The organism is Melghirimyces profundicolus (assembly GCF_003054245.1).
GTDB classification, from domain to species: Bacteria; Bacillota; Bacilli; order Thermoactinomycetales; family DSM-45169; genus Melghirimyces; species Melghirimyces profundicolus.
The window spans coordinates 14,889-38,864 of record NZ_QBKR01000028.1; the positions used below are offsets into that span (position 1 = coordinate 14,889).

Consider the following 23,976-nt stretch of genomic DNA (forward strand, 5'->3'; position numbering starts at 1 on the left):
GTGATGAAGAAGAAATGGCTTGCCATCTGTGTGGCGACAGCCGTTGCGCTCACCGGATCCGTGCTTCCCTTCGGCCACCAGCAGGCGGAAGCTGCGGCTCCGACCATGGTGTATTACGGCAGCCAAAACGGGGACGTCTGGGATCTCCAGGCCCGTCTTAATAAATTGGGTTATCATACGAAAATTGATGGAGTGTACGGTCTGGATACCGAGCGTCATGTCATCCGGTTCCAAAAAGATCACGGTCTCCGCATTGACGGAATCGCCGGCCCGGAAACCTGGGCGCATCTGAAGAAACACACCCCGCATCACAAGGTGAATTCGGAAGCGAAGAACCGGGTTTCCCTGAGTCGCGAGGATCGGATGTGGATGGCCCGAGCCGTCCACGGCGAGGCCCGCGGTGAACCCTATAAAGGTCAGGTGGCCGTGGCTGCGGTCATCCTGAACCGGATGGAGTCCGATAATTTCCCGGACACCGCTAAAGGGGTCATCTTGGAAAGCGGCGCTTTCACTGCCGTGTCCGACGGGCAGATTTGGTTGCAACCCGATGAACAGGCTCACAAAGCGGTGCAGGATGCCATCAAGGGCTGGGATCCTTCCGGAGGAGCGCTGTATTACTTCAACCCCAACACGGCGACCTCCGACTGGATCTGGAGCCGTCCCCAAATCGATAAAATCGGAAAACACATCTTTGCCAAATAATGAAACCGGCCGTCCGTGATGGACGGTCTTTTTTCTTTGGGAAAGACTATTTCCCAAGAAGCGTTGTGATTTCATGTTCGTTTCGAGAAAAGAGGAAGCGTTTACCCAAAATAGCGACTTGCAGCCGGAGCGGCTTTGGGTAAATGCTGTCGCTCACTTATTAACAACGCTTCAAGGAGGTGCAAGCAAAATGGCCCGCAGACGAAATCAACTTCTCGTCCCCGAAGCACGGGAGGGCATGGAACGTCTCAAGTCCCGCATCATCAGCGAGCAGACGGGACGGCCGGTAAGGGGAGCTGTGGATACAAAAACGGAGATGGCCCGACAGGCAGGCGTTCCTTACCGAGCCGGGGGTTACAACGGGAACCTGAAAACAGAGGAAGCGGGAAAGATGGGCGGGCCGGTGGGCGGCCAGATGGTCAAAGAACTGGTCAAGATGGCTCAGGAGGAGCTGGCCCGCAACAAGCCCAAGTCCTGATGGGATCGGCCCCCGAGGGGGCCGATCTTGTATCGGGTCTTTGTCACCTTGGCCGATTCATGTTAAATTAGGCGGAGTTGGATTAAACTTTCGTATAAATCCCGTTAAAATGGCCCGTTTCCGGGCAGACCGGATTATAATGTGGGAAGAAGGGGGGAGAATCATTGGAGCGTGTCATGGTCCTGACCCTGGGGTTCGGGACGGGACATAACGCCGCCGCACAGGCTGTATCCCGGGAACTGGAGCGCACCGCCGGCGTCCGTGTGAAAACGGTCGACCTGCTGGAATTGGTGCCGGGCAGGTTTCATCCTTTCATCCAATCGGGTTACGGTCAGATGTTGAACCGGTTTCCTTCTTTTTATCATTATCTCTATGACAGCACCTCCCACTCCCGGATCCTCCGAACCGTCTCCAAAGGTTTTATCGAAAAGATGGGGTGGACGATCCGGAAAAAACTGAAACGGGTGTTGTTCCGCTTTCAGCCGACACGTCTGGTCACCACTCACCCCTTTTCCCTGCTTCTCCTCCCCCCGGGTTGGAGGCATCTGCCGTCCACGGGGGTGGTGACGGACTACGAACTCCACCCCCTTTGGTTGGCGCGGGTGCCCCGGGTTCTCTGCCTTCCGCCTCAGCTTCTGGACCGCTCGGAGCAGGACCGCCTGAGGTGGCAGACCGGGTGCCGGACAGTGGAAACGGGGATCCCTTGTGATGTCCGTTTCGGGACCCGCATTCCGGCCGAAGAAGCCCGCTTCAGGCTGGGGTTTGAGCCTGGCACGCCTTTGATCCTGGTGATGGGGGGAGGAATGGGATGCGGTCCGCTTCCCAAGGTGGTGGAGGAACTTGGCCACATGAAAGTTTCCGCCCAGATTCAGGTATTGACGGGGAAAAACCATACGATCTACCGGGAACTCTGCTCCCAAAATCAAAACGTGAACATCCGGGTGGATCGTTACCGTAACGATGTCTCCCTGCTGATGGATGCGGCGGATCTCCTGGTGACCAAACCGGGGGGGCTCAGCGTGACGGAAGCCATGGCCAAAGGGCTGCCGTTGCTGTTGTTTGAGGCATTGCCCGGCCAGGAGTACGCCAATCAGCAGTATCTGATCCGGCGGGGAGCGGCGCTTCACGCCCGGCCGGACACCGTCCGGCTCCTGGCGGAACACCTTCTCACCCACCCCGGACAGAGGAGGGACATGGCGAAGCGCCTCGGACAATTGGCGGTGCCCGATGCGGCCCGCCGGATCGCGGAGCAGTGTCTCCGGATGGAACGGCTTCATTCCGCGTTGTAATGGAGAGACAGGGTGCTCCGCCGGAAATTGAGTTCTCTGCCGTTTTCTAAAAGCGTTGTGATTTAATGTTCGTTTCGAGAAAAGGGGGAAGCGTTTACCCAAAATAGCGACTTTGCTGTCCTGCCCAGCGGAGAATCAGCCTGCAAGGGAGTTCAGGGGCAAAAGCTTCTCTGTGTTGCATCCGCAGGCGTTTTGCCCCTGCCCGCAGCAGGATGATTCGGAGCGGACAGTGCCTGCATCTCTGCAGGACAGCATAGCGAGACCGGGGAGCGCAAGCGACCCAGGCGAGACTTGTGCTCTGTGAGTGCAGCCGGAGCGGCTTTGGGTCAATGCTGCTGCTCACTTTTTCACAACGCTTCTAAGGTTTGTCAGCAGACACAAAGCCCGCACGGGCTTTTTCTTTTTGGAAAAAGGGCTTGCCGGGGTTCCGGATGTGCAAATATGCTGAATAAAAGAGGAGGGATCGAGGAATGAAACTGGTCACATACACCGTGAAAAAAACCGAATTGACCATCAGTGGAGACGAACCGGCGGGGGCAAGGATCGGCTGGGTGCAGGACGGACACATCGTGGATGTCGGTTTTGCCCAAGAGTGGGCGACCCTGAACAAAGGGCTTCCCATCACCCGGGTGTTGCCGACGGATATGTTGGCTTTTTTGGAGAGCGGGGAGGAAGGGATGGAAATCCTCTTCCGGGTGACCGATGTCCTGAAGGGGGAGAATCCGGCTTCCCTTGAGGTGGAAGGGGAGCCGGTGGCGATTCCGCTGGATGCGGCGGAGCTGGCGGCACCCCTTCCGGGGCCGCGAAGTTTCCGGGATTTCTATGCCTTTGAACAACATGTGAAGACGGCGCGGGCCCGCAGGGGATTGGAGATGGTGCCGGAATGGTACGAAATCCCCGTCTTTTATTTTTCCAATCCCCATTCCATTGTGGGTCCCGACGCCCCGGTGGAGAAGCCGCCGAATACCGGGGAGTTGGATTACGAACTGGAGGTGGCCTTCGTCATCGGCAAGGGGGGACGGGATATTCCGGCGGAACGGGCGCTGGATCATGTCGCCGGATTTTCTGTCCTGAATGACTGGAGCGCCAGGGATTTGCAGCGGAAGGAAATGAAAGTGGGACTGGGACCGGCCAAAGGGAAGGATTTCGCCACCTCGGTCGGTCCGTGGCTCGTCACCCTGGATGAATTGGAGGATCGGAGACAGGGGGACCGCTTCGATCTGACGATGACCGCACGGGTCAACGGGCGGGAGCTATCCCGGGGAAATGTGGGCGATTTGACCCATTCCTTTGCCCGGATGATCGAGCAGGCATCCAAAAACTGCACGTTGCTCCCCGGGGATTTGATCGGTTCCGGCACCGTGGGGACGGGGTGCATTCTCGAACTGGGAACCGAGGTTCACCGGTGGCTGGAACCGGGAGATGTTGTGGAGCTGGAAATCGAAAAACTGGGTGTGCTCAAAAATCGGGTGATCCCACCCGGCGAGGGACGGGAACATCCCTGAACGGCCAGCGTCACGAGTAGAAAGCCAGAATCAAGGCGACGGCCAACGCACTGACGGAGATGCCAATGCTGTATACCAGAGCCAGGTAAGTGAAACTCCGGTTGTATTTTTGGGATTCCCGTTCCTGGTTTTTTCCCAGGATGACCGTGAAGACCAGGGACAGGATGCAGACGGCGAGGGGAATCAGGATGTACAGGTTCATGGGACGCCTTCCTTTCCCTTGGTTGTTGGATTGAAGTCTGATTCCAGTTTAGAGGATCTGTACATGGGGGTTTGGAGGGGGTTGTGACAAATCCCCGAAATTTTTTCTTTCCTGAGTTTGATTTCACTGTCGATTTAGAATTGACTTCATCCAGGGGTCCGCCTATAATAGAGCCTAATTACAATTGAATCGACAAACGGATCGCTCGTTATCGAGAGTGGTGGAGGGACTGGCCCGATGAAACCCGGCAACCCGCCCGCGAACGCCGCGGGCAAGGTGCCAAATCCTGCAGTGCCCTTGGGGCGCTGAGAGATAAGGAGTGGGACCTCGTTGGGTCGCTCCGGTTCGCAACCAACGATCCCCTCTTCTATCCGAGGGGATCTTTTTATTTATGAGAGAAAGGGGAGTGGGGCTTTGAAACGGATCCGCGTGGGATTGTTGGGATTCGGTACCGTGGGTGCGGGAGTGTTTCATGCGTTGAGGTCCCAGGAGGAGATCATTCTGAGACGGACGGGAGCCGTTTTTGACATCCGGAGCATTCTTGTACAAAACGCCGCCAAGGAACGCCCCGCCGAAGTGAAGCCGCTTATTACCACCGATTTCCGGCGGGTGCTGAAGGAAGAGATCCAAGTGGTGGTGGAGGCGATCGGAGGGATCGAGCCGGCACGGACCTATGTGGAGCAGGCCATCGAGGCCGGTTGTCACATTGTGACCGCCAACAAGGAACTGGTGGCCAAACACGGCGTGGAATTGGAGCGCATGGCCCGACGCAATGGCGTGCACTTCTTCTATGAGGCCAGTGTTGGCGGAGGGATCCCCGTGCTGGGGACGCTCATTCACTTTTTGAAAAGCAACCGGATCCATCGCGTTTCCGGCATCCTCAACGGAACGACCAACTACATCCTCACCCGGATGGCGGAGGAGGCCGCCCCTTTTGAACAGGTGCTGGAAGAAGCCCGGCAAAAAGGATATGCCGAGGCCGATCCCTCGGCGGATGTGGACGGATTTGACGCCGTGTACAAGCTGGTGATCCTGGGCCGCCTCGCCTTTGAAGCGGATATCTCCGTCTCCGATGTACAACGCGAAGGGATCCGGGATGTGACAGCCGTCGAGCTGGCGATGGCCCGAAGGTTGGGATATACGGTGAAGCTGTTGGCTGTGGGGGAGCAGTACGGGGAGAATGGGCCCATCTCCCTTGGAGTGGAGCCGGCTCTCCTTCCCCTGCCTCATCCCCTCGCTTCTGTCAACGGTGTTTACAACGCGATCCATCTGGAAGGGGACATGGTTCAGGACGTTACGTTGGTCGGACAAGGGGCCGGGGAGCAACCCACCTCCAGTGCGGTGGTGGAAGATCTGTGCAACCTGTCGCTCCTCCCTTCGCCGATGCGTTCCCTGAAGACGGAACCGTTGATTCTGCCGGCAGCGGAAACAGGGGGGCGCCGCTTTGTCTGTCTGGAGACCCGGGAACACGGGGTTCCGGAGGCAAAAACGCTGAAATCCCGTCTGGAATCGATCGGACTGTCCGTGGAGGAAACGACGGTGTCTCCGGAAGGGGGGGCGGCGTTCATTCTCCGCCGCTGGGATCCTTCCTACCCGTCGGTGCTGGTGGCGGAGTTGGGTCTGGATCTTGCCCGAATCTCCGTCCGCCGGGTGTTCGGAACCGAAGCTGCCGCAAAAAACCGGTCCCCGGAAGTGGGAACCGCCGTTTAAATTTGGATCCCGGCCGGCGTGCCGGGTTTTTTTACGGCTCCTTGAAGCGTTGTGAAGAATTGAGCGGCAGCATTTACCCAAAGCCGCTCCGGCTGCACTCACAGAGCACAAGTCTCGCCTGGGTCGCTTACGCTTCCCGGTCTCGCTATGCTGTCCTGCAGAGATGGTTGCACTGTCCGCTCCGAATCATCCTGCTGCGGGCAGGGGCAAAACGCCTTCGGATGCCACACAGAGAAGCTTTTGCCCCTGAGCGCCCTTGCAGGCTGATTCTCCGCTGGGCAGGACAGCAAAGTCGTTATTTTGGGTAAACGCTTCCCCTTTTCTCGAAACGAACATGAAATCACAACGCTTCTTGGGCAGGGGACGGACCACTCAAGGGATGATTGATTCCTTGCCGGGTGTTTGATTCCTCTCTCTTTTCCTCCCGTGGGGAGCCGGTTTGTGAAAGGTGGGTCCGGTTCGGTACAATGGGGAGGCATTCTTCTCCCGGAGTGGCCGGTCTTCCGTTCCGTTTCGGCGGATCGGGCGACAACAGGTTTGCTCCAACATTCCGGGCGACCTGCCGGTGCGCGAATTCTGATAAAGAAAAGAGGGGAGCCATGGAGAAGCACATCTTTTACAACGGCCGGATTTTTACCCTGGATGCCACCCTCTCCCGGGCGGAAGCCGTACTGGTGGAGGACGGAAGGGTCGCCGCCGTCGGCACCACGGAAGAAATTCTGCTTCAGGGAGGACGGGCTGACGTTCCCCGGACGGACCTGGAAGGCGCTTATGTATACCCCGGTTTGACGGACAGTCACCTCCACCTGATGGGGCACGGAATGAAACTGTCCATGCTGGACTTATCCAAGGTCCGTTCCAAAGAGGAACTCCTTCGGGCGGTCCGGGAACGGGCGGCTAAGACGCCGGCGGAGAAATGGGTGTTGGGCATGAACTGGGATGAGAACCGCTTTTCGGTGCCGGAGCCTCCGACCCGGGAAGAGTTGGACCGCATCTCGCCGGAACGGCCGGTTATGCTGACCCGCATCTGCCACCACGTCCAGGCGGTCAACAGCGCGGCACTCCGTGCGGCGGGACTGTCCCGGAACACGCCGGACCCCTCCGACGGAAAGTACGGGCGGGACGAACGGGGCGACTTGAACGGTCTCGTGTATGAGAATGCCTCCAAACCGCTCTTTGATGCCATCCCGAACCGGTCGCCGGCGGAGAGGATGGAGTTCGCACGCCTGGGGGCCCGGGATGCTCTGGCAAAGGGTTTGACCGGCGTCCACACCGAGGATCTGCGGTCCGCTGAAAGCGTGGATGCCCTGCTCCGAATCTACCGCGGGCTGAGGGAGGAAGGAATCTTCCTCCGCACGCATCATTTGGTGTACCACCCTTTTCTCCGGGAATACCGGGAAGCCGGGTTGAAGCCGGGGGAAGGGGACCGCTGGGTTCGTTTCGGAGCTGTCAAACTGTTCGCTGACGGATCCTTCGGCGGAAGGACTGCCCTGTTGTCGCGGCCTTACGCCGACGACCCTTCCACCCGCGGGTTTGCCGTCCACACCCAGGAAAGGCTGGAAGCGATCGTCCGGGAAGCCCGGGAGGCACGGATGCCCGTGGCGGTTCATGCCATCGGGGACCAAGCGGCGGAAATGGTGATTCGGGCTCTGGAAAAACATCCCCTGACCAAAGGGGAGGCCTTCTTCCGGGACCGGCTGATCCACGCCCAGGTGCTCCGAGAGGACTTGCTGGAACGGATGGAACGTCTGCCTTTGGCGGTGGATATCCAGCCCCGTTTTGTGGCCGGCGATTTCCCCTGGGTGGCCGACCGGCTGCCGGAAGCGCTCCTTCCCACCTCCTATGCCTGGAAGACGCTGATCCGGAGAGGGGTGCCCGCCGGCGGGGGGAGCGACGCCCCGATCGAGCCCGTCGATCCCCTTCTCGGTATGCATGCGGCCGTCACCCGGCACGCTCCCGGGGAAGAGCACGGCGGATACGGGCCGGAACAGAAACTGACTCCGTCGGAAGCCCTTCGCCTCTTTACGTTGGGAAGTGCTTTTGCCGCGGGGGAAGAGGCGGAGCGGGGAACCGTCACCCCGGGGAAATACGCCGATCTGTCCATCTTTGACCGTGACCTTTTGTCGGGAGATCCCGACGACTTTTTGAAGGCCCGGACCCTCTTCACCGTGGTGAACGGCCGGACGGCTTACCGTGCCTGAAGCGGTTTGTCACCATGGAAAATCAAGCTTCACCAAACCTCGACCGGCCGTGCCGGTTCTTTTTTTTTTCCTCCGGGAATAAAGTGTTTTCGAGGTGACAGCAATGGCCAGGATCAGAGCAACCGCTGCAGAGAGACGGCTGCTTGCCCGGTTGATCCGGGCGGAGGCGGAAGAAGATGGTGAAATAGGGATGATTTTAGTCGGCAATGTGGGAGTCAACCGGGTGGTGGCGGATTGTCTGGATTTTGAAGACATTCGGACGGTCAAAGAGATGATCTTCCAATCCCCGGGGGGCTTTGAGGCGGTCCAGAAGCCCTATTTTTACCAACGGGCCCGACAAAGGGAAATTCGTTTGGCTAACCGGGTGATCCAAGGAGAGAGGAGGGACCCCGCCACCTACGCCCTCTGGTTTTTCCGGCCCGCGGGAGCTTGCCCGCCGAGGTGGTTCAACCAGGCCCTCAGCGGCCGGTATAAGTCCCACTGCTTCTACCTCCCCACTCCTTCCGACTGTCCCAGTGTGTATTGACAAAGGAGGTGATCGACGTGTACTGGAACCAACCGCCGATCCACCCTTCGGCCCAAGGCTGGACCTCCCAGCGGAGGGAGGAGAGGGTGTACACGGAGGATCTCTTACACCAGAATATCGGGAAAGAAATCACGTTTTACCAAACATATGAAAATAACCCTCAGTGGCCCGCCAAAGTGTTGACGGGGACCCTTCGGGAGGTGGGCCGGGATTTCGTCCTGGTCCGGGACCGGGAGACGGGCAAAGATCATATCCTGATGAACATCAACATCGATTTCTATGTGTTTGAGACCCAGCCCGCCAATCTGGTCCCCCGCCGGCGATAGAAGCGTTGTGATTTCATGTTCGATTCGAGAAAAGGGGAAGCGTTTACCCAAAATTGCCCACATCTCTGCAGGACAGCATAGCGAGACCGGGGAGCGCAAGCGACCCAGGCGAGACTTGTGCTCTGTGAGTACAACCGGAGCGGCTTTGGGTAAATGCTGACGCTCACTTATTCACATCGCTTCTGGAGCATGTGTCCTCTTACTCAAAACCGGCCCGCGAAGGCCGGTTTTTGTGGTGGGTTTTATTCCAGGACGTAGGCCAGAGCATCCAGTGCCTGCTCCGGGGTTTCCACCACGACCTGGGCCCGTTGGGCCAGTTCTTTCAGGGGATGGACCAGTTCTTCGGGGCGGACCAGGATCAGGGGCTTCCCCGCCTGGATCGCTGCGGCGGCGTCCATGGCGGTATTCCACTGCCGGTATTTTTCGCCGAAAAGGGCAATCACCACATCCGCTTTCTCCATCCAGATGCGGGTGCGCAGGTTGTTGAATTCCGATGCAGCCTGGTCACGGTAGACCTGATTGGGTTGTTTCCCTTTGATCAGTTCCCCGATCGCATCGGAACGGTCGTGGTTTTCCTGGGGGCCTTTGAACACCAGGGGAAGTCCCCGTTCCTCGGCTTTTTTCCGCAGTTGATCGCGCCAGTCATCGTGGATCTGTCCGGCCAGGTAGACAACCAGTTCCATTCTCCACTCTCCTTTTTTCCTTGGGATTTGGGGTCTCGGTCACAGATTTATTGTAGCAAAAGACGGAGCGGAAATCTTGGGGGGAGAGCGGGGTTCGTCTGCTCCATCGAGTAAGTGAGCTCCTTTGAAGTGGATTTTCATGACAAATGGGGTGGGACATGTGACCATCCGACCGGTTTTCGAATAAGGAAAAAGGGGAGGAGGGAAATCAATGTCCAACCAATCGGATCAACCCCGCCGTCCTTCCCCGGAAGAAAAGCGACGGCGGGAGGAGGCGGAAAAGGCAGCGGAAGATCTGTGCGGCTCAAAGCCGTGGGAAATTCTGGAGTGGGGGGCCCGGCGCTTTGGTTCATCCATGACCCTGGCGTGCAGCTTCGGTTACGAAGATGTGGCCCTGATCCACATGCTGCAACAGGTGGCACCGGATCTCGACATTTTCTATCTGGATACCGATCTCCTGTTTGAAGAAACCTATCGGACCCGGGACCGGCTCGCCGAAAAATACGACATCGACTTTAAGCGGGTCCGTCCTGCGTATACCCTGGAAAAACAGGCCCAACTCTGGGGCGATGAACTGTGGAAAAGAGACCCCGATGCTTGCTGTTTTCTCCGGAAAGTGGAGCCCCTCAGCCGGTTTTTGAAGCACTATGACGCCTGGTGCACAGGCATCCGGAGAGAGCAATCCCCGACCCGGGAGCATACGAAAGTGGTGGAATGGGACACGCAATTTCAAATGGTGAAACTGAATCCGCTGGCGTGTTGGAAAGAAGATCAGGTATGGGAGTACATCCGGAAAAACCGGATCCCGTACAACCCGATGCATGATCACCGGTACCCCAGCATCGGCTGCATTCCCTGTACCCGGCAGGTGCAACCCGGGGAAGATCCCCGGGCGGGACGTTGGTCCGGAACCGGCAAAACCGAATGCGGCCTTCATCCGGCAAAAGACAAAAAAGGAATTGGGAATTTCTGATTCCAGCAGGGGAGGAGATGTGGATGGGTGTTTTGCCCCACGGCGGAGTGTTGATCAACCGGGTCTGCGGGACGGAGGAGGGGAGCGAATGGCTGAAACGGGCGGAAGAATACCCGTCCGTGCGGATCTCGAAGCGGAGCCTCTCCGACGTGGAATGCATATCCACCGGTGTGTTCTCACCCCTGACGGGCTTTATGGGAGAAGAAGATTATCGTTCCGTCCTGGACCGGATGCGGTTGGCTGACGGCACGGTTTGGAGCATTCCCGTCACCCTTCCGGTGAAAGAGGAGGAAGCCTCGGAAATACGGGAAGGGAAACCGGTGGCGCTTAAGGGACCCGATGGCCTCATTTATGCGGTGATGGAGGCGGAAGAACTCTATCGTGTTGACCGGTGGCGGGAAGCGGAAGCGGTTTTTCAAACGGGAGACCCGGATCATCCCGGGGTGGCCCGGCTCTATCAAGCGTCTCCCCTGTATGCGGGAGGGCCGGTTCGTCTTCTCCGGCATCCGGATCACGGTCCCTTTTCGGAGCATTGGTTCGAACCGGAACAGACCCGGGAGATTTTTTTGAGCCGGGGATGGAAAAAAGTCGTCGGCTTTCAGACGCGCAACCCGGTGCACCGGGCTCATGAGTACATTCAAAAGTCGGCACTGGAGACGGTGGACGGCTTGTTCCTGAATCCTTTGGTGGGGGAAACGAAAAAAGAAGATATCCCGGCCGAAGTCCGCCTGGAGAGCTACCGTACCATTCTCCACCATTATTATCCGAAGGAACGGGTTTTTCTCGGCGTGTATCCGGCGGCGATGCGTTACGCCGGCCCGAGGGAGGCCATCCTCCATGCCTTGGTCCGGAAAAACTACGGGTGCACCCATTTTATCGTCGGAAGGGATCACGCCGGAGTCGGGGACTACTACGGCACTTATGACGCGCAAAACATCTTTTCCCAATTCGAAGAAGACGAATTGGGCATCACCCCGCTCTTTTTCGAGCACAGCTTTTATTGCAAGTGCTGCGGAGGAATGGCTTCTTATAAGACTTGTCCCCACCCCGGGGACGATCATGTCATCCTGTCGGGTACGAAAGTGCGTCGCATGCTGAAACAGGGGATCCAACCCCCTCCCGAATTCTCCCGTCCCGAAGTGGTGAAGGTTCTGATCCGGGGCGTAAAAGAAAGCTGAGCATTCGGTTCTCACGCATCCCTGTGGTATAATCGTCTCGGAAGAAGCTGATGAAAAAGGAAGGAATCGATGAGGATGCGGGAACAAGGGGAACGTTTGGCCATCAACCTTACGCCCGAGGAGTGGGAAACCGTTCGGAAAGCCGCCGCACGGGGCAACCGGGAAGTGGAAGATTGGGTCAGGGAGGCCGTCCTCGACCGTGCGGAAGGCGGAGAATGGGAGCGGGCGCGCCGATTGGTGGATGAGTTCCTGGAAGCCTTGAATCGGGTGGTGGAAGAATCTGAAAACCTGGCCGACCTGTCCGAAGAAGATCGGAGGATGTTTCTTGCCGCGGTGAACGGAGTCGGGCGGGGATACCGGATGTTTATGCCGAAAATCATGGCGGAACTCAACGATTCCGCTGCAAAGAAGGACGAATAGAGCCGCCTCGGGTCAGGTTTTCCAGACCGGGTGGTTTTTTTGATTCATGAAAATAGCAATAGCCCCGCTACACTCAAGGGGCTGATCATTAGAAGCGTTGTAACCGGAATTCGGATTTTACGAAAGTATATTCAAGGGGTTCCCTGTGCTGACGGAGGATGATTTCAACTGAAGCCAAAGGGGGGATCTTATTGTTAGAGTTGTTCCGCTACAACTGGCAGGTGAGAGAGAACTGGTTTCAATGGTGTGAGGGCGTTCCGGAGGTTGAATTGTTACGTGCACGGACAGGCGGAGTGGTGGGATCCTGCACACCCTTTTTCATATTGCGGACGTCGAATGGAGTTGGGTTCGAAGGTTACAGGGCAAACCCGATTTTCCGGAAAGTTTTAGTAACTATCACAGCCTGGATAAAGTTCGGAGACTGGCAGACGTTTATCATCAGGAGGTGGCGGGTTTCCTGGCCGAATGGAATGACGACATGGAACACCGCGTGGTCAAAGCCCCCTGGAATCAGGGAGAGATATCTGTCTACTGGGGAGAGGTCCTGCGCCACGTGATTGCCCATGAAATTCATCATATCGGTCAGCTTTCAATCTGGGTGCGGGAAACAGGACGCGAGCCGGTTTCCGCTAACTTCATCGGCCGAGGACTCGCATTGCCGAGGAAAAAATAGGGGGAGTCTGAAATATCTTAATACAACCCTGCGCATGATCGGACATAATTGAACCGCTCCTTGTTGGAGCGGTTGTTTTTTAGTAAAACGAGAGGAAAGCCTTTCGGTAAGAGGCCCCTGTTTCATGACTGATCTCATAAACTGAATATGATATGGGAATAAAAGGATACAGGCGTCAAAAGGATGAGAGGTAGTGCCGTTGATAAAGTTCTGGATTCGTTTGAGACAAAAATTCTGGTTCCTTCCGATCCTGTTCAGCTTTCTGGCGTTATTTGCTGCTTACCTCACAGTGGAACTGGACAGGGTCCTGTCGATTGAACAGAAGAAAACTTGGTTTTTTCAGGCTTTGCTCACTGACATCGATTTGGCGAAGATCATTTTAAGTTCTCTTGCTGTCGCTATCTTCACCATGATCACCATTACCTTTTCGTCAATCATGGTGGTTCTGACAACTTACACATCGCAGTATTCGCCACGCACGCTCCAAAATTTTATATCGGATCGAATTACCCAACGGGTTCTGGGGGTGTTTGTCGCCGGTTTCATTTATACCCTGTTCATCCTGCTGTTTTTGAACCGGGCACAACCGAAAACCTTGTTGATCACCCCGACCTTCGCGGTCAATATCGCGATTGCCTGTCTCGCTTTCTTTGTATATTTCATTCATCATGTGGCTACCTGGATCCAGGTGAACAACTTGATCAGCCAGTTGACGGAACGGACCCTCAAGAGCATGGCCTCCCATTTCAACACCGTGTTAGGGGAGGAAAGGCCCCCTGAAAATATGGACACCCTCTTCCGCAGAACCGACCTGCAACCGGTAATAGCCCGGGATTCGGGGTATATCCAGTATATCGATGTGGCGGGAATGATCCATATCGCAGCGATTGATGATGTCGTGATCGTGATGGAGAAGTCCGTCGGGGATTTTGTCACTAAAGGTACCAAGATCTTTTCTTACCGGAGGTGCTCCAAAAGAGAGATCAACGTCCTGGAATATCTGGACTTCATTGTGTTGGGAAATGAGCGGACGGCGGTGCAGGATATTGAATTCGGCCTGCATCAACTGGTGGAAATCGCCCTCCGAGCGGTATCCCCGGGAATCAATGACCCCCACACTGCTGTGAACTGTATCAACCGTATCGGTACAATTTTAACCATGCTGAGCCGGTATTCGATCGCCCGACCGTATCATTATGACGATCATCGACAATTACGTCTGATTCTCCGCTTGCAATCTTTTTCTTATTTTTTGTACAAAAGTTTTTATCAGATCAGATATTATGCTTCCGGTGATCTCACCGTCATGGAAGGAATCATTACGGTCTTGCAAATGATTGCCGAGGCAGGGTCTCCGGACATTAAAAAAACAGTCTGGGACTTCAGCCGTTATATCACCGAAGGGATCAACACTTCCGAGTTGATGGACTGGGACAAATATTATCTGAACAACAGGCTCCGGCATCTGGCTGTAACAACCGGATTCGAATCTGAATACCGTCCCGTTGAGTGAGGTCGGCAAGGTGGGGAATGGAATCTCGTTTGCCCAGAGGGAGCATCTTGTCAGGACCAGAAGAAAGGAAGCGTTAACCGAAACAGCGCCTTTTGCTGTCCTGCCCGGCGGAGAATCAGCCGGCAAGGGCGTTCAGGGGCAAAAGCTTTCTCTGTGTTGCCAGGCCTTTGCCCCTGAACACAGCAGGAAGATTCGGAGCAGAAGTGCAACCATCCCTGCCGGACAGCATAGCGAGACCGGGGAGAGAAGCGACCCAGGCGAGACTGGTGCTCTGTAGTGCATAGCGAGACCGGGAGTGAAGTGACCCAGGCGAGACTTGTGCTCTGTGAGTACAACCGGAGCGGCTTCGGGTAAATGCCGCCGCTCACTTTTTCACAATACTTTTACCTGCGGGTACTGATTCTGGGCAGTCCTAATAAAGATGCAGAACTCTTCGGCGGAATTAAAAAAGTGAGTTACTGCAAAAAATAAGCCCCATTGATTGGGGCTGAGGCTGTTTACAAAGTGGCAGATCGACAGGCTTTTTATAGTACTGGCGGAATTTTTCTTCACTTTTCCGGTCTCGCCTCAATGAGGGGAAACCGTGCATGTGGATCGGGAGGAGTTGTCTTGATCTCCCGCCCTCAAGAGGAGGAACGATACCCTCTCCTGCGATGTTTCCGGTGTCTGCGGCGGGAGGAAGAATACGAACGGGACGAATAAGAACGGCGACGGTCGTAGGAGCCGGATGAATCGGAGCGGTATCTGCGTTTCTTACGGAAGGGAGAAAAGAAACCGAACAGAGAATGGTGCAGATTCTTCAGATCCTCGGTCAGGTCGTCTTTGAACGATTCCGGCCGATCGGTGTGGAGAAAACGTCCCACATCGACGATTTTGATTCGGTTGTCCCGGTCCACCATGAGGTTGTTCAGGTGCATGTCCTTCGGGACGATACCTTCTTGGAAACATTCTTCCGTGTATTTCTCGATCTGTTCGAAGTAAGACTCCTTCAATTTTGCACTGTTTTTCAGCTCGGTCGCCAGAGTGGAACCGTCAACCTTGTCCATCACCATGAACCGGTCCTCGTGGTGATGAAGGGTGGGGAAGGCCGGATGATGGTGGAGGCGGTTCAGGATGAGATCACCGCGGTTTTCGCTGCCATCCTCTTTGAACACTTTCACGGCGTAGTTTTCATACTCGTACACCCTGCCACTCAAACCTTCACCCAGCAGGCGACATTGGTTTTGGATCTGTCCGGTGGCGATCATGTCGGAAAGTTCGTCGACCCATTCATGGTTAATGGAACAGGAATTCATGTTGTCCCTCCATGTCATATTCATTTTACCGAATAGCCAATCATTTACAGAAGGGTTATGAGGGTGTTGACTGCGATGGTCCGCCCCAGGATATTGATCAGGGGACCGCCGTTGTTGCCGGGGTGGATGGCCGCGTTGTCAGCAGGGAGACATCTGAGAAAACGTCAGTTGTTCCGAGCCTTCAGCATTCATTGGTGCCCACGACCTAAATCACGTCTGATGTTGTTCAACACGAGTCATACATTCTGTATGATTATACTATTTTACCGCCCTTTCAAAAGAAAACCATAAGGTATTCGTTCCAATACCATCGTTAATCCGACTGAAATACTCAGTACCACAAAGAATAGAAAGAAAAACTGAGGATAGGTCTCTTCAGGTATCCAGCTTTTCGTTAAAGGGGTCAAGAGGCTGAGCATTAGCGGGTGAATCAGATAAATGGCGAGAGAACGCCTGCCTGTCGCCTCCAGCAAAGAAAACCGGCAACGTTGAGCCAGTTGAAGGCCAAGGACCAAAATACTCAGGGCGTAAATAATCGTTTCCGGAGTATAAAACCCTTCCCGATGAAGGCAAGCCATTTGATAAACGAGAAGTACACCTGCCGCTGTGGAAACAGCGAGAAGACCCATTAAGGGCAACCTTTGAAGATGGGAAAGAGTCCGATGAAAGCGAAGACCTAACCATCCTCCAACACAAAAGTAAAACAACCAGGGGAAGAAGCTGCGACGAATCATCTCTTCTTCCAGGGGTACCGGAAAGAAGTTCTTTGTTTCCTCCCAAGTTAAGGTTTGCGTTCCCAGAGTGCACCAAAGAGATAACGATAGGACGATCCACCCTCCCCATTTACGGAAAGACCAAAGAAGGAAGGGGAGGAGGCAGTAAAATTGGATCATCACGAAGAGGAAGTAAAGATGATAATAAGCTTGTCCGCTCATCAGGTTTTTAAGAAGACCCAAAAGGGACTCCGGCACATTTTGGGGATCTGTAAATTGAGAATAAATCAGGTAAATGAACGACCACAGTAAATACGGAACGACAATGTTTATTAGCCTCTTTCGATAGAAACCGAAGGAAATCGAATTTTTCCCAGCGTACCGGTAAAAGAGAATTAACCCTGAAATCAAAAAAAATACCGGTACCAAAAACGACTCAGACCGTTAATTACGAGAAAGGGAGCTTCATGAATGTAACCAGCTGTGACGTGTATAAATAAAACGGCCAGGATAGAACATCCTTTAATAAAATCCAATTCTAGCTTCTCCTCCTATTACAGTGGACAGTATATCAGAACTCTCCTTCACCCGTAGAGGAGATTTAGCAAAGCTAAACGGGATCCAAATGGTTTCTTTACATGAAATTCAACGACTTTTCCTCATCGATACATCCACTTCCAGTCGCGTCTCAGGTACTCAAAAGAAGGAACCCGCCCTGTGTCAGGTGTGCGGGTTCCTTCTACGGTTACGGTGACCGCTCTTCTGAGGCAGTGAAGGTTGGGAGAATTTCTCCTCCCAACCGTGTGATTTCGGGTGGATCCCTTTAACGATCCAAATAAGGCCGGATCAGGGGTTTGATGTCGTCGATGGGGATGGCGAAGCTGATGCTCTGGGAAGGATAGACCATGAGGGTGTTGACCCCGATGGCCTGCCCCAGGATATTGATCAGGGGGCCGCCGCTGTTGCCGGGGTTGATGGCCGCATCGGTCTGAATGACGCTTCCGAATTGGCGGTTCTGGATCTGGAGGGGCCGATCTTTTCCGCTTACGACCCCCAGGGTGACGGAGTGGTGGAGCCCGAGGGGGTTGCCGATGGCGATCGACCATTCCCCGACTTCCGTCAGGCGGGAAGATCCCAGCGCCAGCGGTTTGAGCGGAACGTGGGAACGGACCTGGATCACCGCCAGGTCACGGGACGGATCCGTCCAGACGACGGAGGCGGGGAGGGGGCTTTTTCTCCCGTATAAACGGACGGCGACCCGTTTCGCTTTTCGGACCACGTGCTCGTTGGTCACAATGTACCCCCGGGGGGAGATGACGAATCCCGAGCCGAACTGCCGTTTTCTCTCCGGCTCCGGTTCGACGGGCGTCACTCCCCATTCGCTCAACAGTCTGTCCCACAAAGAGCGGGTGTCGGGGACCGACTCCTCTTCGGATGTGATGGCGACCACACTGTGACGAACCCGCCGGATGACGGGTACAAAGGCGTTGGCGGGATGATGAGCGGAAAGGGAACGGACTTCTCCCTTCCGTCGCTGGGGTTGTTTCATTGCGGGCGGTGCGGGGGGAAAGGATGGGTTCCCTCCTGGCACCTCTCCTCCTCTCGCGGCACTTTGACCGACATGGATCTCCAGGGATGCAAACCCCTCTAAATCACGGCCCCGGTACAGGGTCTTTTCCATCATTTTATTGAGAGGAATCCGGAAAGTGCGGGCGCTCTTCCGGGATTTCGCCCAAAACGAGCATCTGATACAATAGACCCAAAAAACGGGGTGGACTCTATGGAAAACAAAGAAGGCATCATCGGCATGTATACGGCAGCGGACGGAACTCAGTGGTTGTCCGACCCCGAAGAGCGCTTCGGTTTCCGGGCCAACTGGAAGGTGAACCGGATCCTCCACCGGGTGGTCTCGGATTATCAGGAAGTGGCCGTGGTGGAGACGGAAGGGTTCGGGAAGACCCTGGTTCTGGACGGCATCGTACAGACAACGGAAAAAGACGGTTTTATCTATAATGAGATGATCATTCATATTCCACTGGCGACCCATCCCCGGCCGTCCGATGTTTGCATCATCGGGGGAGGGGACTGCGGGGCTGCCCGGGAAGCGGTGAAATATCCTTCCGTCCGGAACGTGGACATGGTGGAGATCGACCCCGAGGTGGTGAAGGCCAGCCGAAAATACCTGCCCGAGGTGGCGGGAAGCGGGGAGCCGGATCCGAGGATCCGGTTCCACTATGAGGACGGCACGGCGTTTATCCGCCGCCGTCGGGACGCCTACGACGTCTTGGTGGTGGACTCTTCCGATCCGGTGGGGCCGGCGAAAGTCCTGTTCGAACGGCCCTTCTACGAAGATGTCCACCGTTCATTAAAAGAGGACGGGATCATGGTGTGCCAGAGTGAATCGCCCGTCTTTCACCCGGATGTGCTTTCCTCGGTCCACCGGACGCTGAAGGACCTTTTTCCCGTGGTCCGGACCTACTTGGCGGCGATTCCCACCTACCCGGGAGGGGTTTGGAGCTTCACCCTCGCGTCCAAGAAGCATGACCCCCTCCTGGAAGGAAGCGAACGTCTGCAGGAAGACGGCAACCGATATGTGAACCGGGACCTCTTCGAATCCTGTTTCCGGCTTCCCGTCTATGTCAAGGAACGGCTCCAAAAGAGATGAACGTAAACCTGCTATTCTAAGAGGTTGACAATCGTCAACCTCTTCTTTATGCTGAGAACGGTTCCCAGAACTCATCGAAAAAAAGAGGTGGTTTCCATGACGGAAACGACAACCCGGGTCCGCAACATGGCGTTGACCGCCATGTTCGCGGCTTTGCTGGCGGTGGCGGGACAAATTGCCATTCCGATTCCGCCGGTGCCGATCACTCTGCAAACGATGGTGGTCATGTTGGCGGGCTCCGTGCTGGGGGCTCGGATGGGAGCGGCCAGCATGCTCATTTTCATCCTCCTCGCCGCTTTTGGTGTTCCCGTTCTTTCCGGCGGGAAAGGTGGACTGGCGGCCCTGGTCGGCCCCACGGCCGGTTACATTTGGAGCTGGCCGGTGGCAGCTTACCTGATCGGCCGGTGGACGGAGCGCTCTGTGCCTCGACTCCGCTTTTGGAAGCTGTTCTTGTACCATGCGGTCTGGGGAATCGCCTTTGTCTATCTTTGCGGTGTTCTGTGGTTGGTGTATGCGGTCGGAATGGACTGGAATGCCGCTTTGGCCGGAGGGGTGTTGCCTTTCATCCCCGGTGACGTGGTGAAAGCCGTTCTTGCTTCCACCGTCGCTCTCAGCCTCTTCCGCGCTTACCCGATCATCCGGTCCCGCGCCGGCAAAGAATCCGCCGGAACGGAAAAACCCGCCTGAAAGGGCGGGTTTTTTAGGTCGGGGAGACGGACACGAGATCGGTATAACGGGCAATATAACGGATAAAGCGGTCGGTCAAAGGGACCAACAGATCGGTCGAATCCCGCTCAAAACGGCCGTTCCGGTTAATGACATACAGACGGCTGGCCGTAATGCGGTAATATTGATTCGTAAACAGGGGGTAAACCTCGGTGTCGGCAAGGTTTTTCACCGTTTCCTGTTTCCGGTTCACTTTGTAGGGAAGAATCCCCAGCGTGTCACTCAGCATGATCTGGTACGAGGCGTGGGGTTTCTGGAAAATCAGTTCCCGGGTGGTCAACGTGCAACCCAACCGGTTCCGTTTTTGGGACAGAAGGAGTTCTCCTTCCATCCGCTTCACTTGAATAAAATTGGAATAGGGCATTCTTCACACCCTTTTTATCAAGGTTTCATTCATTTTATCATAGATTGACCGGGATCGCCGGACATCTTGTGACGATCTGTAAAAATTTAAAGTGCGGGGAGGAGGTGGCTGAGATTGAGCGAACCGCTTCGAAATCTGCTTGATCTGCGGATCCTGCTCCGGAAGTTCGGATTTACGGTATACACGGGGGATCGGTTGGGCGATCTGGAACTGATGGAGGAAGAACTGTCCGATTTGCACGGGTCGGGGTTGTTGGACCGGGAAACCTATATGAAAGCGAGGATGCTGATCCAACGGGAAAAACGGCGCGAAAGCGGTACCAATATTTGATGCTTCAGATGGAAAATTCTGAAATATACAATGGACACGGAGTTCTTTTTCGTGCATCATGGGGTTATCTTAGTTAGGGGGGATGAACAATGGAGAACGGAGTGATTGTATCCATTCTCGTTTATCTGATCGGCATGTTGGTGATCGGTTATTATGCTTATCACCGGACCTCTGACCTGTCGGACTATATGATCGGCGGTCGTGCGCTGGGACCGGCGGTGACGGCTTTGAGCGCCGGCGCTTCCGACATGAGCGGTTGGCTTCTGATGGGGCTTCCCGGAGCGATGTTCGCTTCAGGGTTGAGCAGCGCGTGGATCGTGGTTGGGCTGACGGCGGGAGCTTATCTGAACTGGTTGTATGTGGCTCCCCGGTTGAGGACCTACACGGAAGTGGCCGACAATTCCATCACGATACCGGATTATCTCGAAAACCGGTTCAAAGACGGGTCCCGGATTCTCCGGATCGTATCCGCACTGGTGATTTTCGTGTTCTTCACTTTCTATACCTCTTCGGGCATGGTCTCCGGGGGGGAACTGTTCAAGTCTGCCTTTGAACTGGACTATGTATGGGGGCTTTGGATTACCGCCGGTGTCGTGATCCTTTATACCTTTTTCGGCGGTTTTCTGGCGGTCAGCTGGACGGACTTCGTGCAGGGGACCATCATGTTCATCGCCCTGGTTCTCGTACCCGTCGTCACCGTCATGGAAGCCGGGGGATGGGGGCCCACCTTCAATGAAATCAACGGCATCGATCCCGCATTGCTGGACCTGTTCAAAGGCACCAGTGCCATCGGAATTATTTCCCTGTTGGCTTGGGGACTGGGTTATTTCGGACAGCCCCACATCATCGTGCGCTTTATGGCCATTCGTTCGGTCCGGGAAATGAGGCAGGCCCGGCGGATCGGGATGGGCTGGATGATTTTCTCCATCGTGGGTGCCATGTTCACCGGTCTGGTGGGGATCGCCTACTTCAGCCAGGTGGACACTCAACTGGACAACCCGGAAACCGTCTTCATCGTTCTGTCCAAAGTACTCTTCCATCCTTTGATTACGGGCTTTTTGCTCGCTGCCATCCTGGCCGCCATCATGAGTACGATTTCCTCTCAGCTGTTGGTGACGGCCAGCGCGTTGACCGAGGATTTCTACAAGGCGTTTTTCCGGCGCTCCGCCACGGATCGGGAGCTGGTTTTGGTGGGGCGCTTGTCCCTCCTGGGAGTGGCACTGATCGCCCTTTTGCTGGCCCTCAATCCGAATGAGACGATCCTCAATCTGGTCGGTTATGCCTGGGCCGGTTTCGGTGCCGCTTTCGGACCGGTTGTGCTCCTGAGTCTGTATTGGAAGCGGATGAACAAATGGGGCGCCCTGGCCGGAATGGTGGCGGGGGCGTTGACGGTGATCATTTGGGAGCAAATCCCGGCCTTTGACAACGTATATGAGATCATCCCCGGGTTCATCGCCTGTATTCTGGCCATCCTTGTGGTGAGCCTCTTGACGGAGAAACCGTCGGAAGAGATGGAATCCCAGTTTACGGAGGCGGTGAAACGAACCACTGCTTGAACGGTCGGGTGTGTATAATGAAGACCGCTGTACATCACAGCGGTCTTTTTGCTTACATGGAACAGTGGTTCACCGGATCCGGATCTTTCCGTGGGATTTCCCGGTTTGAAGGCGGCTTTCGGCCCTCTTCCACCCACTTTTCCAAGTGCTCGAAGGCTTCCCGGTAGCAGGGGAGAATGGGACGCAGCCGGTCGGGGTAGAGGTCGTAGAGGGCGTCGACATGGGTGCCCCCTTCCACCATGTAATAACGGTGAAGCTCGGCCCGTCCGTTCTGGCGGATCAACCGGTGGTACACATCGGAATCGGTTCGGGCGGGCAACAGCGTGTCCAGGGTGCCGTGAAGGGTGATCAACGGTTTTCCGATGGTTCCGTCCAACGAAACCTTTCGGATGGCTTCCTTCACCGAAGGGGGGCGGGAAGCATAATCATAGTCGGTGTCGCATCCGGGCGTTCCGGATTGGCAAAAGGGAATTCCCGCCTCCCGTTCTCCGTCGTAACCGGGATCAAACTCCTCCCGGTAAATCCGTTGGGTCAGATCCCAATAGTAGGTATAGTGGAAATCCCACAGAAATTCGGATCCCGGTGGGAAACCGGCGTCGATCATCCGTCCGTAGGCCCCGCGGTCGCCGGACCGGTAAGAAGGGTATTCGCGCAACGCCACAGGAAGATACGTGAAAAGGTTGGGCCCTTCAGCGCGAAACAGGGTCCCTTCCCAGTCGACTCCGCCGTCATACAGATCCGGGTGGTTTTCCAGGGCGTAACGCGTGAGATAACCTCCGTTGGAGATCCCGGTGATGTAGATTCGGTCCGCCTCCCGCCCGTATCTCAGCCGCAGGGTTTCTTTGGCCGCCCGGGTCAGTTCCGTGACCCGCCGGTGCCACTCCCGCACCGCATCACCGGGGTGTTTTCCGTCGCGATAAAAGGAGGTGCCGGAATTTCCTTTGTCCGTTGAAGCGAAGGCGTAACCGCGGGAGACGGCCCAATCGCTGATGGTGAAGTCCAAGGCGTATTGCCTGCGGTTTCCCGGAGCGCCGGTGACGATCAGTTTTCCGTTCCAATCGTGGGGGAGACGAAGGACGAATTGAGCATCATGGTTCCAGCCGTGATGGGTGTTGAAGCTTGAAGTGTCCGGAAAGTAACCATCGATCTGAACTCCCGGAACCGGCCGCTCCGGAGGCGGGGTCTGGATCGAGTGAAGTCCGGTCCAATCGGATATGACAGTGTGCCCCGTCCGGAGAAGCCCGGGTGTGGTCAAATCCTCCAGACAGGAGAAGACCTGCCGCTCCGAACCAGGCACGTGTAAACCGGCCGCTTCAGGACAGGGAGCTTCCCGGGCCGAGGCGGGCAAGAGGCCGAAGGCGGGGAAGAGACCCAAACAGAATAATGGAAGAAGAATAGGCAATTTTTTTAAAAGACGCAAGGGTCGGCTCCTTTCTTCCCGTGGATTGCCGTTCATCGGGGTGGCCCGGTGAAACGGTACGGGCACCGATATAAATCAGCAAAAATGATACCAATGCCTGACATGGGAAAAGGAGGGGGACCCATTCCGGGATTTTGGACCCGATTCAGTGCGATCGTCGGTCGGATCCGATACCTCCGGGGAGAGCATTCGGTCCAGCAGGTTAGACGAAATCCAAAATTTTGAACAAGAAGAGAGTCGTCCTAGAAGCGTTGTGATTTAAAGTTCATTTCGAGAAAAGGGGAAGCGTTTACCCAAAATAGCGACTTTGCTGTCCTGCCCAGCGGAGAATCAGCCTGCAAGGGCGTTCAGGGGCAAAAGCTTCTCTGTGTTGCATCCGAAGGCTTTTTGCCCCTGCCCGCAGCAGGATGATTCGGAGCGGACAGTGCCTGCATCTCTGCAGGACAGCATAGCGAGACCGGGGAGCGCAAGCGACCCAGGCGAGACTTGTGCTCTGTGAGTGCAGCCGGAGCGGCTTTGGGTAAATGC

At 55.7% G+C, this 23,976-nt stretch carries 23 protein-coding genes, 1 pseudogene and 1 riboswitch; of the genes and pseudogenes, 17 read left to right on the forward strand and 7 right to left on the reverse strand.

All coding sequences use genetic code 11. The features are described from left to right. Positions 1-3 precede the first annotated feature (3 nt). The 4 genes from sleB to C8P63_RS16015 all read left to right on the forward strand — a co-directional run bounded on the left by sleB (position 4) and on the right by C8P63_RS16015 (position 3,974). Positions 4-702: a spore cortex-lytic enzyme gene (gene sleB / locus C8P63_RS16000; RefSeq protein WP_108025757.1), complete on the forward strand. Its 699-nt coding sequence runs from the start codon at positions 4-6 to the stop codon at positions 700-702. Positions 703-892: 190 nt separating this feature from the next. Then, positions 893-1,180 carry an alpha/beta-type small acid-soluble spore protein gene (locus tag C8P63_RS16005; RefSeq protein WP_108025759.1) on the forward strand — a complete coding sequence of 96 codons (288 nt, stop codon included), beginning with the start codon at positions 893-895 and terminating at the stop codon, positions 1,178-1,180. 164 nt (positions 1,181-1,344) lie between these two features. After that, positions 1,345-2,469: an MGDG synthase family glycosyltransferase gene (locus C8P63_RS16010; RefSeq protein WP_108025761.1), complete on the forward strand. Its 1,125-nt coding sequence runs from the start codon at positions 1,345-1,347 to the stop codon at positions 2,467-2,469. 470 nt (positions 2,470-2,939) lie between these two features. After that, positions 2,940-3,974: a fumarylacetoacetate hydrolase family protein gene (locus tag C8P63_RS16015; protein ID WP_108025763.1), complete on the forward strand. Its 1,035-nt coding sequence runs from the start codon at positions 2,940-2,942 to the stop codon at positions 3,972-3,974. Between the two features lie 10 nt (positions 3,975-3,984). Here C8P63_RS16015 and C8P63_RS16020 read toward each other — a convergent pair whose 3' ends face one another. Then, positions 3,985-4,176: a hypothetical protein gene (locus C8P63_RS16020; protein ID WP_108025765.1), complete on the reverse strand. Its 192-nt coding sequence runs from the start codon at positions 4,174-4,176 to the stop codon at positions 3,985-3,987. Between the two features lie 205 nt (positions 4,177-4,381). Further along, positions 4,382-4,495, forward strand: a riboswitch (SAM riboswitch). A gap of 95 nt (positions 4,496-4,590) precedes the next feature. Between C8P63_RS16020 and C8P63_RS16025 the strand changes: the two genes are divergently transcribed. The 4 genes from C8P63_RS16025 to C8P63_RS16045 all read left to right on the forward strand — a co-directional run bounded on the left by C8P63_RS16025 (position 4,591) and on the right by C8P63_RS16045 (position 8,939). After that, on the forward strand, positions 4,591-5,886 hold the full coding sequence (locus C8P63_RS16025) for a homoserine dehydrogenase (protein ID WP_170109711.1): 1,296 nt from the start codon (positions 4,591-4,593) through the stop codon (positions 5,884-5,886). 599 nt (positions 5,887-6,485) lie between these two features. Further along, on the forward strand, positions 6,486-8,087 hold the full coding sequence (locus C8P63_RS16035; RefSeq protein WP_108025771.1) for an amidohydrolase: 1,602 nt from the start codon (positions 6,486-6,488) through the stop codon (positions 8,085-8,087). A 103-nt stretch (positions 8,088-8,190) separates the two neighbouring features. Next, a complete protein-coding gene (locus tag C8P63_RS16040) occupies positions 8,191-8,613 on the forward strand; it encodes a cell wall hydrolase (protein ID WP_108025773.1) in 423 nt (140 codons plus the stop codon). Positions 8,614-8,630: 17 nt separating this feature from the next. Further along, positions 8,631-8,939 carry a spore coat protein GerQ gene (locus tag C8P63_RS16045; protein WP_170109712.1) on the forward strand — a complete coding sequence of 103 codons (309 nt, stop codon included), beginning with the start codon at positions 8,631-8,633 and terminating at the stop codon, positions 8,937-8,939. A gap of 242 nt (positions 8,940-9,181) precedes the next feature. On the opposite strand, the gene C8P63_RS16050 is transcribed toward C8P63_RS16045, so the two are convergent. Next, positions 9,182-9,622: a YtoQ family protein gene (locus tag C8P63_RS16050; RefSeq protein WP_108025777.1), complete on the reverse strand. Its 441-nt coding sequence runs from the start codon at positions 9,620-9,622 to the stop codon at positions 9,182-9,184. A 211-nt stretch (positions 9,623-9,833) separates the two neighbouring features. On the opposite strand from C8P63_RS16050, the gene C8P63_RS16055 reads away from it, so the two are divergent. The 5 genes and pseudogenes from C8P63_RS16055 to C8P63_RS16075 all read left to right on the forward strand — a co-directional run bounded on the left by C8P63_RS16055 (position 9,834) and on the right by C8P63_RS16075 (position 14,379). After that, positions 9,834-10,595 carry a phosphoadenylyl-sulfate reductase gene (locus C8P63_RS16055; protein ID WP_108025779.1) on the forward strand — a complete coding sequence of 254 codons (762 nt, stop codon included), beginning with the start codon at positions 9,834-9,836 and terminating at the stop codon, positions 10,593-10,595. A gap of 23 nt (positions 10,596-10,618) precedes the next feature. Further along, a complete protein-coding gene (gene sat, locus C8P63_RS16060) occupies positions 10,619-11,773 on the forward strand; it encodes a sulfate adenylyltransferase (protein WP_108025781.1) in 1,155 nt (384 codons plus the stop codon). A 69-nt stretch (positions 11,774-11,842) separates the two neighbouring features. After that, a complete protein-coding gene (locus C8P63_RS16065; RefSeq protein WP_108025784.1) occupies positions 11,843-12,193 on the forward strand; it encodes a hypothetical protein in 351 nt (116 codons plus the stop codon). Between the two features lie 158 nt (positions 12,194-12,351). Continuing rightward, positions 12,352-12,866, forward strand: a pseudogene (locus C8P63_RS16070) (DinB family protein). 199 nt (positions 12,867-13,065) lie between these two features. Then, positions 13,066-14,379, forward strand: coding sequence for a DUF2254 domain-containing protein (locus C8P63_RS16075; protein WP_170109713.1), 1,314 nt, complete (start codon positions 13,066-13,068; stop codon positions 14,377-14,379). Between the two features lie 623 nt (positions 14,380-15,002). On the opposite strand, the gene C8P63_RS16080 is transcribed toward C8P63_RS16075, so the two are convergent. From C8P63_RS16080 to C8P63_RS16090, 3 genes are all read right to left on the reverse strand, one after another. After that, on the reverse strand, positions 15,003-15,674 hold the full coding sequence (locus C8P63_RS16080) for a protein kinase domain-containing protein (RefSeq protein ID WP_170109714.1): 672 nt from the start codon (positions 15,672-15,674) through the stop codon (positions 15,003-15,005). 263 nt (positions 15,675-15,937) lie between these two features. Then, the gene (locus tag C8P63_RS16085) at positions 15,938-16,816 is read right to left on the reverse strand and encodes an acyltransferase (RefSeq protein ID WP_108025791.1); all 879 of its coding nucleotides are present in this window, start codon (positions 16,814-16,816) and stop codon (positions 15,938-15,940) included. 394 nt (positions 16,817-17,210) lie between these two features. Beyond that, complete coding sequence (locus C8P63_RS16090; RefSeq protein ID WP_170109715.1) at positions 17,211-17,978, reverse strand: S1C family serine protease; 768 nt, start codon at positions 17,976-17,978, stop codon at positions 17,211-17,213. Between the two features lie 189 nt (positions 17,979-18,167). On the opposite strand from C8P63_RS16090, the gene speE reads away from it, so the two are divergent. After that, positions 18,168-19,052, forward strand: a complete 885-nt coding sequence (gene speE, locus C8P63_RS16095; protein WP_108025796.1) for a polyamine aminopropyltransferase — start codon at positions 18,168-18,170, stop codon at positions 19,050-19,052. A 96-nt stretch (positions 19,053-19,148) separates the two neighbouring features. Further along, entirely contained in the window at positions 19,149-19,739 is a 591-nt protein-coding gene (locus tag C8P63_RS16100) for a biotin transporter BioY (protein ID WP_108025806.1), read from the forward strand. Between the two features lie 13 nt (positions 19,740-19,752). Here the strand turns inward: C8P63_RS16100 and C8P63_RS16105 are convergent, their stop codons facing one another. Beyond that, positions 19,753-20,142 carry a hypothetical protein gene (locus C8P63_RS16105; protein ID WP_108025798.1) on the reverse strand — a complete coding sequence of 130 codons (390 nt, stop codon included), beginning with the start codon at positions 20,140-20,142 and terminating at the stop codon, positions 19,753-19,755. Positions 20,143-20,256: 114 nt separating this feature from the next. Between C8P63_RS16105 and C8P63_RS16110 the strand changes: the two genes are divergently transcribed. Together C8P63_RS16110 and putP are read left to right on the forward strand one after the other, a co-directional pair. Then, positions 20,257-20,472: a YqgQ family protein gene (locus C8P63_RS16110; protein ID WP_108025800.1), complete on the forward strand. Its 216-nt coding sequence runs from the start codon at positions 20,257-20,259 to the stop codon at positions 20,470-20,472. A gap of 89 nt (positions 20,473-20,561) precedes the next feature. Beyond that, positions 20,562-22,028, forward strand: a complete 1,467-nt coding sequence (putP, locus tag C8P63_RS16115) for a sodium/proline symporter PutP (RefSeq protein ID WP_108025802.1) — start codon at positions 20,562-20,564, stop codon at positions 22,026-22,028. Between the two features lie 52 nt (positions 22,029-22,080). Here the strand turns inward: putP and C8P63_RS16120 are convergent, their stop codons facing one another. Next, the gene (locus C8P63_RS16120; protein WP_245920971.1) at positions 22,081-23,448 is read right to left on the reverse strand and encodes a tannase/feruloyl esterase family alpha/beta hydrolase; all 1,368 of its coding nucleotides are present in this window, start codon (positions 23,446-23,448) and stop codon (positions 22,081-22,083) included. Positions 23,449-23,976 lie beyond the last annotated feature (528 nt).

Bases quoted from the DNA above. Each gene is read 5' to 3' on its own strand.
- sleB (WP_108025757.1), top strand. From the start codon at position 4: ATGAAGAAGAAATGGCTTGCCATCTGTGTGGCGACAGCCGTTGCGCTC.
- C8P63_RS16005 (WP_108025759.1), top strand. From the start codon at position 893: ATGGCCCGCAGACGAAATCAACTTCTCGTCCCCGAAGCACGGGAGGGC.
- C8P63_RS16015 (WP_108025763.1), top strand. From the start codon at position 2,940: ATGAAACTGGTCACATACACCGTGAAAAAAACCGAATTGACCATCAGT.
- C8P63_RS16020 (WP_108025765.1), bottom strand. From the start codon at position 4,176: ATGAACCTGTACATCCTGATTCCCCTCGCCGTCTGCATCCTGTCCCTG.
- C8P63_RS16035 (WP_108025771.1), top strand. From the start codon at position 6,486: ATGGAGAAGCACATCTTTTACAACGGCCGGATTTTTACCCTGGATGCC.
- C8P63_RS16040 (WP_108025773.1), top strand. From the start codon at position 8,191: ATGGCCAGGATCAGAGCAACCGCTGCAGAGAGACGGCTGCTTGCCCGG.
- C8P63_RS16050 (WP_108025777.1), bottom strand. From the start codon at position 9,622: ATGGAACTGGTTGTCTACCTGGCCGGACAGATCCACGATGACTGGCGC.
- C8P63_RS16055 (WP_108025779.1), top strand. From the start codon at position 9,834: ATGTCCAACCAATCGGATCAACCCCGCCGTCCTTCCCCGGAAGAAAAG.
- sat (WP_108025781.1), top strand. From the start codon at position 10,619: ATGGGTGTTTTGCCCCACGGCGGAGTGTTGATCAACCGGGTCTGCGGG.
- C8P63_RS16065 (WP_108025784.1), top strand. From the start codon at position 11,843: ATGAGGATGCGGGAACAAGGGGAACGTTTGGCCATCAACCTTACGCCC.
- C8P63_RS16080 (WP_170109714.1), bottom strand. From the start codon at position 15,674: ATGAATTCCTGTTCCATTAACCATGAATGGGTCGACGAACTTTCCGAC.
- speE (WP_108025796.1), top strand. From the start codon at position 18,168: ATGGAAAACAAAGAAGGCATCATCGGCATGTATACGGCAGCGGACGGA.
- C8P63_RS16100 (WP_108025806.1), top strand. From the start codon at position 19,149: ATGACGGAAACGACAACCCGGGTCCGCAACATGGCGTTGACCGCCATG.
- C8P63_RS16105 (WP_108025798.1), bottom strand. From the start codon at position 20,142: ATGCCCTATTCCAATTTTATTCAAGTGAAGCGGATGGAAGGAGAACTC.
- putP (WP_108025802.1), top strand. From the start codon at position 20,562: ATGGAGAACGGAGTGATTGTATCCATTCTCGTTTATCTGATCGGCATG.